We start from the raw sequence: 13093 nt of genomic DNA, 5'->3' as shown, positions 1-13093 counted from the left end.
TCCGGCGGCCGACGGCGCGCCCGCCCCGCCGAGTCGGCGGACCGCCGGGCCGCGCACCCCGCGGGGCCCGCCCACCGCCGCCGAACACCGACCCACCGCCCCGACCGGCCCGCACCGGACGCCACGCGTAACCCACCGCCCCGACCGGCCCGCGCCATGCGCGATCCGCCGCCCCAGCCGGCCGACGCAGTGCCCGGCCCCCCTACCCGACCGGCCGGCACGGCACGCGGTCCACGGTCTCAGCCGCCCGGTACCGTGCACGACCCACTGACCCAGCGGCCCGCGCCATGCACGACCCGCCGCCCCGGGGATCCGCGCCGTGCGCGACCCGCCGAACCGGTCGGCAGGCGGCGTGCCCGGCCCACCGACCCGACCGGCCGGCAGCGCACGCGGCCCACGGTCTCAGTCGACCGGCACCGTGCACGACCCACTGACCCAGCGGCCCGCGCCAAGCGCGACCCACCGCCCCAGCCGGTCGCGCAGTGCCCGGCCCACCGACCCGACCGGCCCGTGCCGTGCGCGGCCCGTCGGGCGGGGCTAGCCGGGCAGGCGGTTGGCCGTGTGGATGGCCCGGAGCACCGCGGCGGCCTTGTTGCGGCATTCGGTGTCCTCGGCGACCGGGTCGGAGTCGGCGACGATGCCGGCGCCGGCCTGGACGTAGGCCGTGCCGTCGCGCAGCAGGGCGGTGCGGATGGCGATGGCGGTGTCGGAGTCGCCGGCGAAGTCGAGGTACCCCACGCAGCCGCCGTACAGGCCGCGCCGGGACGGCTCGAGTTCGTCGATGATCTGCATGGCGCGCGGCTTGGGCGCGCCGGAGAGGGTGCCCGCCGGGAAGCAGGCCGTCAGGACGTCGAAGGCGGTGCGGCCCGGTGCGACGCGGCCGGTGACGGTCGAGACGATGTGCATCACGTGGGAGTACCGCTCGATGGACATGAAGTCGACGACCTCGACGGAGCCCGGCTCGCAGACGCGCCCCAGGTCGTTGCGGCCGAGGTCGACGAGCATCAGGTGCTCGGCGCGCTCCTTGGGGTCGGCGAGGAGTTCGTCGGCGAGGGCCTGGTCCTCCTGCGGCGTCGCCCCGCGCGGGCGGGTGCCGGCGATGGGGTGGACCATGGCCCGCCCGTCCTCGACCTTGACCAGCGCCTCGGGCGAGGAGCCGACGACGTCGAAGCCGTCGAAGCGGAACAGGTACATGTACGGCGAGGGGTTGGTGGCCCGCAGCACCCGGTAGACGTCCAGGGCGCCGGCCGCGCAGGGCGTCTCGAAGCGCTGCGAGGGGACGACCTGGAAGGCCTCGCCCGCGCGGATGCGCTCCTTGACGTCCTCGACGGCCTCCTGGAAGTCCTTGCCGCCCCACAGCGCGGTGTACTCGGGGAGTTCGGACGGCGGGAGCGCGGCGGGCGGCTGGGCGACCGCGCGGGACAGGTCCGCCTCCATCGCGTCGAGGCGGGCCACCGCGTCGGCGTGCGCCTCGTCGACACCGGTGTCGAGGTCGTTGTGGTTGATCGCGTTGGCGATCAGCAGGACCGTGCCGTCCCAGTGGTCGAGTACGGCGAGGTCGGAGGTGAGCAGCATGGTCAGCTCGGGCAGCCGCAGGTCGTCGCGCTCGCCGGGGCCGATCTTCTCCAGTCGCCGCACGATGTCGTAGCCGAGGTAGCCGACCATGCCGCCGGTGAAGGGCGGCAGGCCCTCCTGGTGCGGGGTGTGCAGGGCCTCGATGGTGGCGCGCAGGGCGGCGAGCGGGTCGCCGTCGACGGGGACGCCGACGGGCGGGGTGCCGAGCCAGTGGGCGTGGCCGTCCCGCGCGGTCAGGGTGGCGGCCGAGCGCACGCCCACGAAGGAGTACCGGGACCAGGAGCGGCCGTTCTCGGCGGACTCCAGCAGGAACGTGCCGGGGCGTTCGGCGGCGAGCTTGCGGTACAGCGCGACCGGGGTGTCGCCGTCGGCGAGGAGCTTGCGCGTGACCGGGATGACCCTGCGGTCGGTGGCGAGCTTGCGGAACGTCTCGAGATCCATGGCGGCAGACCCTACTGATCCGCGGCGGCCGGGCCGGAACCGGCGTCCTTGAGCAGCACGTCGGTGTCGAAGCAGGTGCGGTCGCCGGTGTGGCAGGCCGCCCCGACCTGGTCCACCTTGACCAGCACGGTGTCGGCGTCGCAGTCCAGGGCGACGGACTTGACCCACTGCACGTGCCCGGAGGTGTCGCCCTTGACCCAGTACTCGCCCCGGCTGCGCGACCAGTAGGTGCAGCGGCCGGTGGTCAGGGTGCGGTGCAGCGCCTCGTCGTCCATCCAGCCCAGCATCAGCACCTCACCGGTGTCGTACTGCTGGGCGATCGCGGGGAGGAGCCCGTCGCCGCTGCGCTTGAGGCGCGCGGCGATCTCCGGGTCCAGACCGCTGGAGGGAGCACCGTGGCGCGAAGCGCCTCGGTGGGGGGCGGTGGCCGGGTGACGGGCGGGCGTGCCGGGCGTGCTGGTCATGGGTGCCATTGTGCCGCGCGGAAGGCGCGCGAAGGGGCGGCGGTCCAGTGGGCGGACTCGCTGCGTGGTCGTAGGCTGACTCCATGTCGACCTTTGCCAAGCGTGAACGGCTCCTGCTCGCCGACCTCTTGGAGACCGCCGGTCCGGACGCGCCCACCCTCTGCGAGGGCTGGCGCACCCGCGACCTCGCCGCGCACGTGGTGGTGCGCGAGCGCCGCCCGGACGCGGCCGGGGGCGCGCTGATCAAACCGCTGGCCTCACGGCTGGAGAAGGTGCTGCAGGAGTACGCCGCCAAGCCGTACGAGGAACTGATCCAGCTGATCCGCACCGGCCCGCCGCGCTTCTCGCCCTTCCAGCTCAAGCAGGTCGACGAGGCCGCCAACACGGTGGAGTTCTACGTCCACGCCGAGGACGTGCGGCGCGCCCAGGGCGACTGGTCGCCGCGTGAGCTGGACCCGGTCTTCCAGGAGACCCTGTGGTCCCGTCTGGAGCGCACCGCCCGGCTGCTGGGCCGGGGCATCCCCACGGGCCTGGTGCTGCGCCGCCCCAACGGGCAGACGGCGGTCGCGCACCGGGGCACCCCGGTGGTGACCGTGACCGGCGAGCCCTCGGAGCTGCTGCTGTTCGCCTTCGGCCGGCAGAGCGCGGCCCGGGTGGAGGTGGACGGCGACAAGGACGCCATCGCGAAGCTGTCGGAGACCAAGCAGCTGGGGTTCTGACTCCGGCCCGCCGAGCCGGGTAGGGGGCCGCCGGGGCCTCAGGGCAGTTCCACCCGCCGCGGTTCGCGGGCGACGAGGACGACCAGTCCGCCCAGGGCGCAGACCGCCGCGCTGACGACGAACACCGGGCCGGTGCCCCAGGCGCCGATCGCGGCGGCGGACAGCGGCATGCTCAGGGGTGCGAGGCCGAGGCTGACCAGGCTCGCCACGGCGGTGACCCGGCCCAGGAAGGCCGGCTCGGCCTGGGTCTGGAGCAGCGCGCCGCACAGCGCGCCGCTGAGCCCGGCGGACAGGCCGATCAGCACGCCCACCGCGACGGCGGCGACGACGCCGGTCACGAAGGCGAGCGCGCCGATCGCCGATCAGCGGTCCCGCCACCGAGAAGGCCGCCGCCGCGCCGCCGAGTGCGATGCCGAGGCCGCCGAGCGGGGCGCCGACGATGCTCGCCAGCCGGATCGCCAGGCCCCGCAGGCCCTGCGCGCGCGCGAGCTGGTCCGTGCCGGTCACCCGCGCGGGCAGGGCGCCGACGGCGGGCACGAACACCGCGTCCACGGCGCCGAAGACCAGGGCAGCAGGGCGAGCAGGGCCAGCGGCCACAGCCGGGGCCCGGTGCCGTACAGCAGCGCGGCCACCGCGAGGACGGCGGCGCAGCGCACGGCGTCGCTGCCGATGACGACCCGGCGCGGCCCGAACCGGTCCGCGACCACTCCCCCGGCCGGCATCAGCAGGGCCCTGGGCGCCGCGCTGACCGCCGGCACGATCCCCGCCTGCGCGGGCGACCCGGCCCGCACGGCCGCCCAGGACAGCGCCAGGTAGTAGACGTTGTCGCCCGTCATCGACGCGGTGTACGCGGCGAGCCGGCGCAGGAGGTTGCCGTCGCGGTGGGCGGGGCGGCCGGTGGCGGGTGCGGTCGCGGCCCGTACGGCCGCGGTGCTTTCGGCGGCGCCCGCGCCGGGGGCCGGCGCGGGCGTGGGACTACCGGACGGGATGGCCCGCCTCCCGCAGCGTCTGCTTGACCTGGCCGATGCGCAGGTCGCCGAAGTGGAAGACCGAGGCGGCGAGGACCGCGTCCGCGCCCGCCGCGACGGCCGGCGGGAAGTGGCCGAGGCTGCCGGCGCCGCCGGAGGCGATGACCGGGACGGTGACGTGCTTGCGTACGGCGGCGATCATCTCCAGGTCGTAGCCGTCCTTGGTGCCGTCCGCGTCCATGGAGTTGAGCAGGATCTCACCCGCGCCGAGTTCGGCTGCGCGGTGCGCCCACTCCACCGCGTCGATGCCGGTGCCGCGGCGGCCGCCGTGGGTGGTCACCTCGAACGTGCCGGCGGGGGTGCGGCGCGCGTCGACCGACAGGACGAGGACCTGGCGGCCGAAGCGCTCGGCGATCTCCCGGATCAGGTCGGGGCGGGCGATCGCGGCCGTGTTGACGCCGACCTTGTCGGCGCCCGCCCGCAGCAGCCTGTCGACGTCCTCGGCGGTGCGGACGCCGCCGCCGACCGTGAGCGGGATGAACACCTGCTCGGCGGTGCGGCGCACCACGTCGTACGTCGTCTCCCGGTTGCCCGAGGAGGCGGTGATGTCCAGGAACGTCAACTCGTCGGCGCCCTCGGCGTCGTACACCTTGGCCATCTCGACGGGGTCGCCCGCGTCGCGCAGGTTCTGGAAGTTGACGCCCTTGACGACCCGGCCGCCGTCCACGTCCAGGCAGGGGATGACTCGGACCGCCAGGGTCATGAATCCACGGCTCCTCAAACGAAGTTCTGCGGCCGGCGAAGGCCTGCGGTCAGCCTCTGAAGGCTTCCAGTTCCACCGACACCAGCACGCGCGGGTCGATGAAGCCCTCCACGACCAGCAGGGTCGCGGCAGGGCGTACGGAGTCGAACAGTTCCTTGTGGGCGCGGCCCACGTCGTCCATGTCCCGGGCGTGGCTGAGGTACATCCGGGTGCGGATCACCGACTCCACGCCCAGCCCGAACTCGCCGATGGCCTCGATGGCGCTGGTGAACGCCACCTTGGCCTGTTCGTACGGGTCGCCCTCGCCGTACAGCACGTCGCCCCGGAAGGAGGTCGTGCCCGCGACGAGGACCCGGTCACCCGCCGCCACGGCGCGCGCGAAGCCGAACGCTTCTTCCCAGGGAACCCCGCTCTGCACCCGCCGTACGGCATCGGACGTCATGACGACACTTCCTCCAGGGCCTCTTCAAGGGTGAACGCCTTCGCGTACAGCGCCTTCCCGACGATGGCGCCCTCGACACCGAGCGGGACCAGCGAGGCGATGGCGCGCAGGTCGGCGAGGGAGGAGACGCCGCCGGAGGCGACCACGGGGCGGTCGGTCGCCGCGCAGACGTTCTTCAGCAGCTCCAGGTTGGGGCCCTGGAGGGTGCCGTCCTTGGCGATGTCGGTGACGACGTAGCGCGCGCAGCCCTCCTTGTCGAGCCGCTCCAGCGTCTCGTAGAGGTCGCCGCCGTCGCGGGTCCAGCCGCGGCCGCGCAGGGTGGTGCCGCGTACGTCCAGACCGACCGCGATCTTGTCACCGTGCTCGGCGATGACCTTGGCGACCCACTCGGGGGTCTCCAGGGCCGCCGTGCCGAGGTTGACGCGGGTGCAGCCGGTGGCGAGGGCGGCGGCGAGGGTGTCGTCGTCGCGGATGCCGCCGGACAGCTCCACCTTGATGTCCATGGCCTTGGTAACCTCGGCGATCAGGGCCCGGTTGTCGCCGGTGCCGAACGCGGCGTCGAGGTCGACCAGGTGCAGCCACTCGGCGCCCGAGCGCTGCCAGGCCAGGGCGGCCTCGAGGGGGGAGCCGTAGGAGGTCTCGGTCCCGGACTCGCCGTGCACGAGCCGGACGGCCTGGCCGTCGCGGACGTCGACGGCGGGGAGGAGTTCGAGCTTCGGGGGCATCAGAGGGTTCCGATCCAGTTGTTCAGCAGCTGCGCTCCGGCGTCGCCGGACTTCTCGGGGTGGAACTGGGTGGCCCACAGGGGCCCGTTCTCCACGGCGGCCACGAAGGGCTTGCCGTGGGTGGCCCAGGTGACCTTGGGGGCCCGCATCGCCGGGTTGTGCGCCTCCTGCTGCCAGTCGTGGACGGCGTAGGAGTGCACGAAGTAGAAGCGGGCGCCGGCGTCGAGGCCGGCGAACAGCTCGGAGTCCGCGGGCGCTTCGACGGTGTTCCAGCCCATGTGCGGTACGACGTCGGCCTGGAGGGGCGCGACGGTGCCGGGCCACTCGTCCAGGCCCTCGGCCTCCACGCCGTGCTCGATGCCGCGGGCGAAGAGGATCTGCATGCCCACGCAGATGCCCATGACCGGGCGGCCGCCGGACAGCCGGCGGTCGATGATCCAGTCGCCGCGGGCCGCCTTGAGGCCGCGCATGCAGGCGGCGAACGCGCCGACGCCGGGCACCAGCAGCCCGTCGGCGTTCATCGCCCGGTCGAAGTCGCGGGTGATCTCGACGTCGGCGCCGGTGCGGGCGACGGCCCGCTCGGCGGAGCGCACGTTGCCGAAGCCGTAGTCGAAGACCACGACCTTCTTGGCCGCCGCGCCGGTCAACTCCACACCTCCAGCCGCATCACGCCCGCGACGAGGCACATGGCCGCGGCGACGGACAGCAGTACGACGAGGCTCTTGGGCATCTGCTGCTTGACGAAGGAGACGATGCCGCCCACGAGGAAGAGGCCGACGACGATCAGCAGGGTGGACAGGCCGTTCACAGTGCGCCCTTCGTGGACGGGAGGATGCCGGCCGCGCGCGGGTCGCGCTCGGAGGCGTAGCGCAGTGCCCGCGCCAGGGCCTTGAACTGGCACTCCACGATGTGGTGCGCGTTGCGCCCGTAGGGCACGTGGACGTGCAGGGCGACCTGGGCCTGGGCGACGAAGGACTCCAGGATGTGCCGGGTCATGGTGGTGTCGTACTCGCCGATCATCGGCGCCATGTTCTCGGGCTCGGTGTGCACGAGGTAGGGGCGGCCGGAGAGGTCGACGGTGACCTGGGCGAGGGACTCGTCCAGCGGGACCGTGCAGTTGCCGAAGCGGTAGATGCCCACCTTGTCGCCGAGCGCCTGCCTGAAGGCGGCGCCGAGCGCGAGGGCGGTGTCCTCGATGGTGTGGTGGGAGTCGATGTGCAGGTCGCCGTCGGTCTTCACGGTCAGGTCGAACAGGCCGTGCCGGCCGAGCTGGTCGAGCATGTGGTCGTAGAAGCCGACGCCGGTCGCGATGTCGGTCTTGCCGGTGCCGTCGAGGTCGATCTCGACGAGGACCGAGGTCTCCTTGGTGGTGCGCTCGACTCTTCCAAGGCGTCCCACGCGAGTCATCCGCTCTGCTCCTGTTCGTTCTTCAGATCGCGTACCGCATCGAGGAACGCGTCGTTCTCCGCCGGGGTTCCGGCGCTGACCCGCAGCCGTCCCGGTACGCCGTTGTCGCGCACCAGGACGCCCCGGTCGAGGATCCGCCGCCAGGCGGCGTGGGAGTCGGCGAACCGGCCGAACTGGACGAAGTTGGCGTCCGACTCGGTCACCTCGTAGCCCATCGCGCGCAGTTCGGTGACCAGCCGGTCGCGCTCGCCCTTGAGCTGCTCGACGTACTTCAGCAGCGTGTCGGTGTGCTCCAGGGCGGCCAGCGCGGTGACCTGGGTGATCGCCGACAGGTGGTAGGGCAGCCGGACCAGCTGGACGGCGTCCACGACGGCCGGGTGCGCGGCGAGGTAGCCGAGGCGCAGCCCGGCCGCGCCGAACGCCTTGGACATGGTGCGCGAGACGACCAGGTGGGGCCGGCCTTCCAGCAGCGGCAGCAGTGAGGCGCCATGGCTGAACTCGATGTACGCCTCGTCCACGACGACCATGGACGGCTTCGCCGCCTGGGCGGCGTCGTACAGGGCGATGACGGTCTCGGCCGGGACGGCGTTGCCGGTGGGGTTGTTGGGGGTGGTGACGAAGACGACGTCGGGCCGGTGCTCGGCGATCGCCTTCTCGGCGGCGGGCAGGTCGATGGTGAAGTCCTCGCCGCGCGGACCGGAGATCCAGCCGGTGCCGGTGCCGCGCGCGATGAGCGCGTGCATCGAGTACGACGGCTCGAAGCCGATCGCGGTGCGGCCGGGACCGCCGAAGGCCTGGAGCAGTTGCTGGATGACCTCGTTGGAGCCGTTGGCCGCCCAGACGTTCTCCACGCCGACCCGGTGGCCGCCGGTCCGGGTCAGGTACGCGGCCAGCGCGGTGCGCAGCTCGACTGCGTCCCGGTCGGGGTAGCGGTTGAGGTCGCGGGCCGCCTCGCGGACGCGCTCGGTGATCCGCTCGACCAGCGGTTCGGGCAGCGGGTAGGGGTTCTCGTTGGTGTTCAACCGTACGGGGACGTCCAGTTGCGGCGCGCCGTAGGGGGACTTGCCGCGCAGCTCGTCCCGTACGGGAAGATCGTCGATTCCGGGGTTCACTTGCTCGTCGGTACCTTCCAGCCGAACCTGGCCTTGATCGCCGCGCCGTGCGCGGGCAGGTCCTCCGCCTCCGCCAGCGTCACCACGTGGTGGGCGACCTCGGCGAGGGCGTCCTTGGTGTAGTCCACGATGTGGATGCCGCGCAGGAAGGACTGGACGGACAGGCCCGAGGAGTGGCAGGCGCAGCCGCCGGTCGGGAGCACGTGGTTGGAGCCGGCCGCGTAGTCGCCCAGGGAGACGGGCGCCCAGGGGCCGACGAAGATCGCGCCGGCGTTGCGCACGCGCTCGGCGACCGCGGCGGCGTCGGCGGTCTGGATCTCCAGGTGTTCGGCGCCGTAGGCGTCGACCACGCGCAGGCCCTCGTCGACGCCGTCGACGAGGACGATCGCGGACTGCCGGCCGGACAGGGCCGGACGGATCCGGTCCTCGATGTGCTTGGTGGCCGCGACCTGGGGTTCGAGCTCCTTCTCCACGGCGTCCGCGAGGTCGGTGGAGTCGGTGACGAGGACGGCGGCGGCCAGCGGGTCGTGCTCGGCCTGGCTGATCAGGTCGGAGGCGATGTGCACCGGGTCGGCCGTGGCGTCGGCGAGGACGGCGATCTCGGTGGGGCCGGCCTCGGCGTCGATGCCGATCTTGCCGGTGAAGTGGCGCTTGGCGGCGGCGACCCAGATGTTGCCGGGGCCGGTGACCATGTTGACCGGCGGGCAGGACTCGGTGCCGTGGGCGAACATCGCCACGGCACCGGCGCCGCCGGCCGCGTAGACCTCGTCAACGCCGAGCAGGGCGCAGGCGGCGAGGATCGTCGGGTGCGGCAGGCCACCGAACTCGGCCTGGGGCGGGGAGGCGAGCGCGATCGAGGCGACGCCGGCCTCCTGCGCGGGCACCGCGTTCATGATCACGGAGGAGGGGTAGACGGAGCGGCCGCCGGGCGCGTAGAGCCCGACGCGCTCGACCGGCACCCACTTCTCGGTGACCGTGCCGCCGGGGACGACCTGGGTGGTGTGCGTGGTGCGGCGCTGCTCGCGGTGGACGAGGCGGGCCCGGCGGATGGACTCCTCCAGGGCGGCGCGCACGGCCGGATCGAGCTCCTCGAGCGCGCGCGTGAGCGCGGCGGCCGGGACGCGGACCTGGTCGAGCCGCACGCCGTCGAACCTCTCGGCGAAGTCGATCAGCGCCGCGTCGCCCCGATGATGCACGGCCTCGCAGATCGGGCGCACCTTCTCCAGGGCGGCCGCGACGTCGAAGTCGGCTCGGGGCAGCAGGTCGCGCAGGGCGGGTCCCTCGGGGAGGGCGTCGCCGCGCAGATCGATTCGGGAGATCACGGTTCCAATTCTCTCAGACCGGCGCCGGGCACCGTCCGCCCGTATCAATGGCTGATACAGAACGTGGTCACCGTGACGCCGGGGCACCGGGCCCCCGCGCCGCCGCGGGGCAGGCGGCGCCGGCCGCGCGACATCTCCGCCGCCTTTCGTGTTCAGAGCGTGACGCAGCGGGCATCACCGTTGTACGCAGCGTAGCGAACCGGCGAGTAGCAGGGGAGGAAGTGAAGATCCGTGACCGAGAGGGCCGGCTTCCACGCCGGGTGCCAGCCCGGGAACCTGCCCGGGGACCTGCCCGGCGACCTCACCGCCGTCGAGGCGGGGATGTGGCAGGCCTTCCGCAACGGCAGCGTGTACGACCTGCGCAGCGGGGACGCGCTGGTGGACGATCCGCACGGCGGGCACCCCTGGGGGCCGGAGCGGACGGTGCGGGCGCGCGTGGTGTGCTGGCTGCTGCTGGACGGGCCGCCCGCGCTCGCCGGGCGGGTGTCGTCCCTGAAGCTGGCCGGGCTGCGGATCGAGGGCTCCCTGGACCTCGCCGGGGGCACGGTGGTGCCGTACGTGGAGATGGCGGGCTGCCGCTTCGAGCGGGAGGTGCTGCTGCCCGAGGCCCGCTTCACGACGGTGCGGCTGCTGGACTGCTCGGTGCCGAGGCTGGAGGCGGCCCGCGTGCACACCGAGGGCGATCTGCACCTGCCGCGCTGCCGCTTCCCGGGCGGGGTGCGGCTCACGGACGCACAGATAGGCACCGACCTGCTGCTCAGCCAGGCGATCGTGCACCGGGACCGCACCGGCCGCTCGATCGCCGCCGACGGGCTGACGGTCGGGCAGGACCTCCAGGCCGAGCTGCTGGAGTCGCACGGGGAGTTCAGCCTGCGCAGCGCCAAGATCGGGGTCTCGCTGAGCCTGCGCGGGGCGCGCCTGTCCAACCCGCAGGCCCGGCTCGCGCTGAACGCGCCGCAGCTGACCGTCGAGCGCACCCTGTACCTCACCCCGGCCGGCGTCGGCGGCACACCGCTGAGCGGGGTGACCCCGGCGCGCGGCACACGCGTCCAGCCCTTCGAGTGCCAGGGCGGGATACGCCTGGACGACGGCCGCTTCGGGGACGCGGTCGACCTGGAGGGGGCGCGGCTGGTCCTGACCGACGAGCAGGCGCTGTCGCTGCGCCGGGTGCAGACGCCCGAGCTGCGGTTCCTCGGGGAGCGGCCCCGGCGCGGAAACGTTCTGCTGTCGGGGGCGCGGATCGTCACCCTCGTGGACCGGGCGAGCAGCTGGCCCGGCCCGGGCGGCCTGCACATGGGCGGCTTCGTCTACGAGAACCTGGTGCCGCGCGGCCCCTTCTCGCTGGCCCAGCGCCTGGACTGGGTGGCGGCGGCGACCGCCGAGTACAACCCGGAGCCGTACGAACGGCTGGCGGCGGTGCTGCGGGAGTCCGGAGAGGACGAGGACGCGCGCGAGGTGCTGCTCGCCAAGCACCGGCGGCGCCGGGAGACCCTGCCGCCGGCCGCCAAGCTGTGGGGGTACGTGCAGGACTGGACGGTGGCGTACGGCTACCGTCCGGGCCGGGCCGCCGTGTGGATGGCCGTGCTGTGGGCGGCCGGCTCCCTCGCCTTCGCGCACGCGGGCCGGCCGCCGGTCAGCCAGGGCGGCCACCCCCAGTGGAACCCGGCCCTCTACGCCCTGGACCTCCTCCTGCCGGTCGTCGACCTCGGCCAGGTCAGCCAGTGGCAGCTGCGCGGCGGCTGGCAGTGGCTCGCGGCGGCGATGATCCTGCTGGGCTGGACGCTGGCGACGACGGTGGCGGCGGGCGCGACACGGCTGCTGCGCCGTAACTAGGACTTACGGGACCTACGGGACCCGCGGGGTCACGCCCGGCGGGTCCCGGGCCCGGGCGACAGCGGTCCGAGACAGGTCCCGGGCCCAGGCGACAGCGGTCCGGGACGGATCCCGGTCCGCCCGACACGGTCCGACAGTTGTTGAACAGTCACCTTTACTCGACCTTGACCGCCCGGCGTACAACTTTCACCGGCTTGCCCACACCCTCTGGCGCGTCCCCGACCTGCGGTCTTTCAATGGTCGACACCATGGCTCTGCTGCCCCCGTTCATCCGCCCCACCCGGATGGCAAGAACCGCTCCCGGCCCCGTCACCGCGCGGCCCGGCCACGGGCTGCCCGCCGACGACGAGGTGCTCCTCGACGCGCCCGACGAGCGGCTCGGCCCGGTGCTGGTCGCCGCCGCGCAGGGCGTCCACGGCCCCGCCGCCGAACTGCTCGCCGCCACCCGGCGGCGGGGCGAGTGGGAGGACCGGGACCGCTACACGCTCCGGCTGGCCGCCTTCGCGCGCTCGCGTGCCGAGTGGCTGGACGCCTGGCGCGCGGCCGCCCCGCACGACCCAGACGCGCTGGTCGTCGCGGCCCAGCTCGCGGTGGACCGCGCCTGGCCCTCACCGGCCCGGGCCGAGCTGCTGCGCGAGGTCAGCCCGCTGATCACGGCGGCCGCGCGCGGGGACGACCGCGACCCGGTGCCGTGGCGGATCGCGCTGGACCACGCGCGCGGCAGCCGCGCCGGGCACAAGTACTTCGGCGAGCTGTGGGAGGCGGCCGTCCGCCGCGCCCCGCACCACTACGGCTGCCATGTGGCGGCCCTGCGCTACCTGGCCTCCTCCTGGCGCGGCTCGCACCGCGAGTGCTTCGACTTCGCCGAACTGGCCGCCCTGGACGCCCCGGCCGGCTCGCTCGTGCAGGCTCTGCCGGCGCGGGCCGCCTTTGCCTACCTCACCGACGGCGGCGTGGCCGGGGTGCCCCCCGAGCGGCTGGACGCGGCGGCCGACCGGGCGATCGCGCTCTCCTGCCGGTTCCCGGCCGCCGACCCGTGGCCCGCCGAGATCCGCAACCTGCTGATCTGCGTCCTGCTGCGGCTGGAGCGGCGCGAGGACGCGGTCGTGCAGTTGCGGCTGCTCGGCCCGTACGCCACGTCCTTCCCCTGGAACCGGATGCCGGGCGCGGTACGGGGCGGGGTGCCCGACGAGGTGGCCGAGGATCCGCTCGGGCACTTCCTGCGCGTGCGCGCCGAGGTCCTCTCGGCGCTGCTCCCTGGGCTGCCGGGGCAGCCCCGGGGCGGGCGCGGCGGACGTGCCCGTCCCGGCGACCATTAGGCT

The 13093-nt window shown here is 74.0% G+C and carries 13 protein-coding genes and 1 pseudogene; 3 read left to right on the top strand and 11 right to left on the bottom strand.

Annotated features, from left to right (window positions below; genetic code table 11):
* Positions 1-537 precede the first annotated feature (537 nt).
* Positions 538-2016 carry an anthranilate synthase component I gene (locus IE217_RS01465; RefSeq protein WP_190175813.1) on the bottom strand — a complete coding sequence of 493 codons (1479 nt, stop codon included), beginning with the start codon at positions 2014-2016 and terminating at the stop codon, positions 538-540.
* Between the two features lie 11 nt (positions 2017-2027).
* Positions 2028-2480, bottom strand: a complete 453-nt coding sequence (hisI, locus tag IE217_RS01460; RefSeq protein WP_229864968.1) for a phosphoribosyl-AMP cyclohydrolase — start codon at positions 2478-2480, stop codon at positions 2028-2030.
* A gap of 83 nt (positions 2481-2563) precedes the next feature.
* Here hisI and IE217_RS01455 point away from each other — a divergent pair, with 83 nt between their 5' ends.
* The gene (locus IE217_RS01455) at positions 2564-3199 is read left to right on the top strand and encodes a TIGR03085 family metal-binding protein (protein ID WP_190175812.1); all 636 of its coding nucleotides are present in this window, start codon (positions 2564-2566) and stop codon (positions 3197-3199) included.
* Positions 3200-3237: 38 nt separating this feature from the next.
* Here IE217_RS01455 and IE217_RS01450 read toward each other — a convergent pair.
* The 9 genes and pseudogenes from IE217_RS01450 to hisD all read right to left on the bottom strand — a co-directional run bounded on the left by IE217_RS01450 (position 3238) and on the right by hisD (position 9938).
* Positions 3238-4035: pseudogene (locus IE217_RS01450) on the bottom strand (MFS transporter).
* A 139-nt stretch (positions 4036-4174) separates the two neighbouring features.
* Positions 4175-4930: an imidazole glycerol phosphate synthase subunit HisF gene (hisF, locus tag IE217_RS01445; protein WP_190175811.1), complete on the bottom strand. Its 756-nt coding sequence runs from the start codon at positions 4928-4930 to the stop codon at positions 4175-4177.
* 49 nt (positions 4931-4979) lie between these two features.
* Positions 4980-5372 carry a RidA family protein gene (locus IE217_RS01440; RefSeq protein WP_190175810.1) on the bottom strand — a complete coding sequence of 131 codons (393 nt, stop codon included), beginning with the start codon at positions 5370-5372 and terminating at the stop codon, positions 4980-4982.
* A complete protein-coding gene (gene priA, locus IE217_RS01435) occupies positions 5369-6097 on the bottom strand; it encodes a bifunctional 1-(5-phosphoribosyl)-5-((5-phosphoribosylamino)methylideneamino)imidazole-4-carboxamide isomerase/phosphoribosylanthranilate isomerase PriA (protein ID WP_190175809.1) in 729 nt (242 codons plus the stop codon). Before priA ends, IE217_RS01440 begins: the two co-directional genes overlap by 4 nt.
* A complete protein-coding gene (gene hisH / locus IE217_RS01430) occupies positions 6097-6750 on the bottom strand; it encodes an imidazole glycerol phosphate synthase subunit HisH (RefSeq protein WP_190175808.1) in 654 nt (217 codons plus the stop codon). The genes priA and hisH overlap by 1 nt, the downstream gene beginning before the upstream one ends.
* Entirely contained in the window at positions 6741-6905 is a 165-nt protein-coding gene (locus IE217_RS01425) for a CG2302 family histidine operon protein (protein WP_190175807.1), read from the bottom strand. The genes hisH and IE217_RS01425 overlap by 10 nt, the downstream gene beginning before the upstream one ends.
* Positions 6902-7495 carry an imidazoleglycerol-phosphate dehydratase HisB gene (gene hisB / locus IE217_RS01420; RefSeq protein WP_190176083.1) on the bottom strand — a complete coding sequence of 198 codons (594 nt, stop codon included), beginning with the start codon at positions 7493-7495 and terminating at the stop codon, positions 6902-6904. The genes IE217_RS01425 and hisB overlap by 4 nt, the downstream gene beginning before the upstream one ends.
* Before the next feature lie 5 nt (positions 7496-7500).
* Positions 7501-8616, bottom strand: a complete 1116-nt coding sequence (locus tag IE217_RS01415; protein ID WP_190175806.1) for a histidinol-phosphate transaminase — start codon at positions 8614-8616, stop codon at positions 7501-7503.
* On the bottom strand, positions 8613-9938 hold the full coding sequence (gene hisD, locus IE217_RS01410) for a histidinol dehydrogenase (RefSeq protein ID WP_190175805.1): 1326 nt from the start codon (positions 9936-9938) through the stop codon (positions 8613-8615). Before hisD ends, IE217_RS01415 begins: the two co-directional genes overlap by 4 nt.
* Positions 9939-10169: 231 nt before the next feature.
* Here hisD and IE217_RS01405 point away from each other — a divergent pair, with 231 nt between their 5' ends.
* Both IE217_RS01405 and IE217_RS01400 read left to right on the top strand, forming a co-directional pair.
* On the top strand, positions 10170-11771 hold the full coding sequence (locus tag IE217_RS01405) for an oxidoreductase (protein ID WP_229864966.1): 1602 nt from the start codon (positions 10170-10172) through the stop codon (positions 11769-11771).
* A 236-nt stretch (positions 11772-12007) separates the two neighbouring features.
* Positions 12008-13090, top strand: a complete 1083-nt coding sequence (locus tag IE217_RS01400; protein WP_190175804.1) for a hypothetical protein — start codon at positions 12008-12010, stop codon at positions 13088-13090.
* Positions 13091-13093 lie beyond the last annotated feature (3 nt).

Origin of the sequence: Streptomyces naganishii JCM 4654 (assembly GCF_014650575.1) — a bacterium.
GTDB lineage: Bacteria > Actinomycetota > Actinomycetes > Streptomycetales > Streptomycetaceae > Streptomyces > Streptomyces naganishii.
This window is presented reverse-complemented; position numbering and strand designations above follow the sequence as displayed.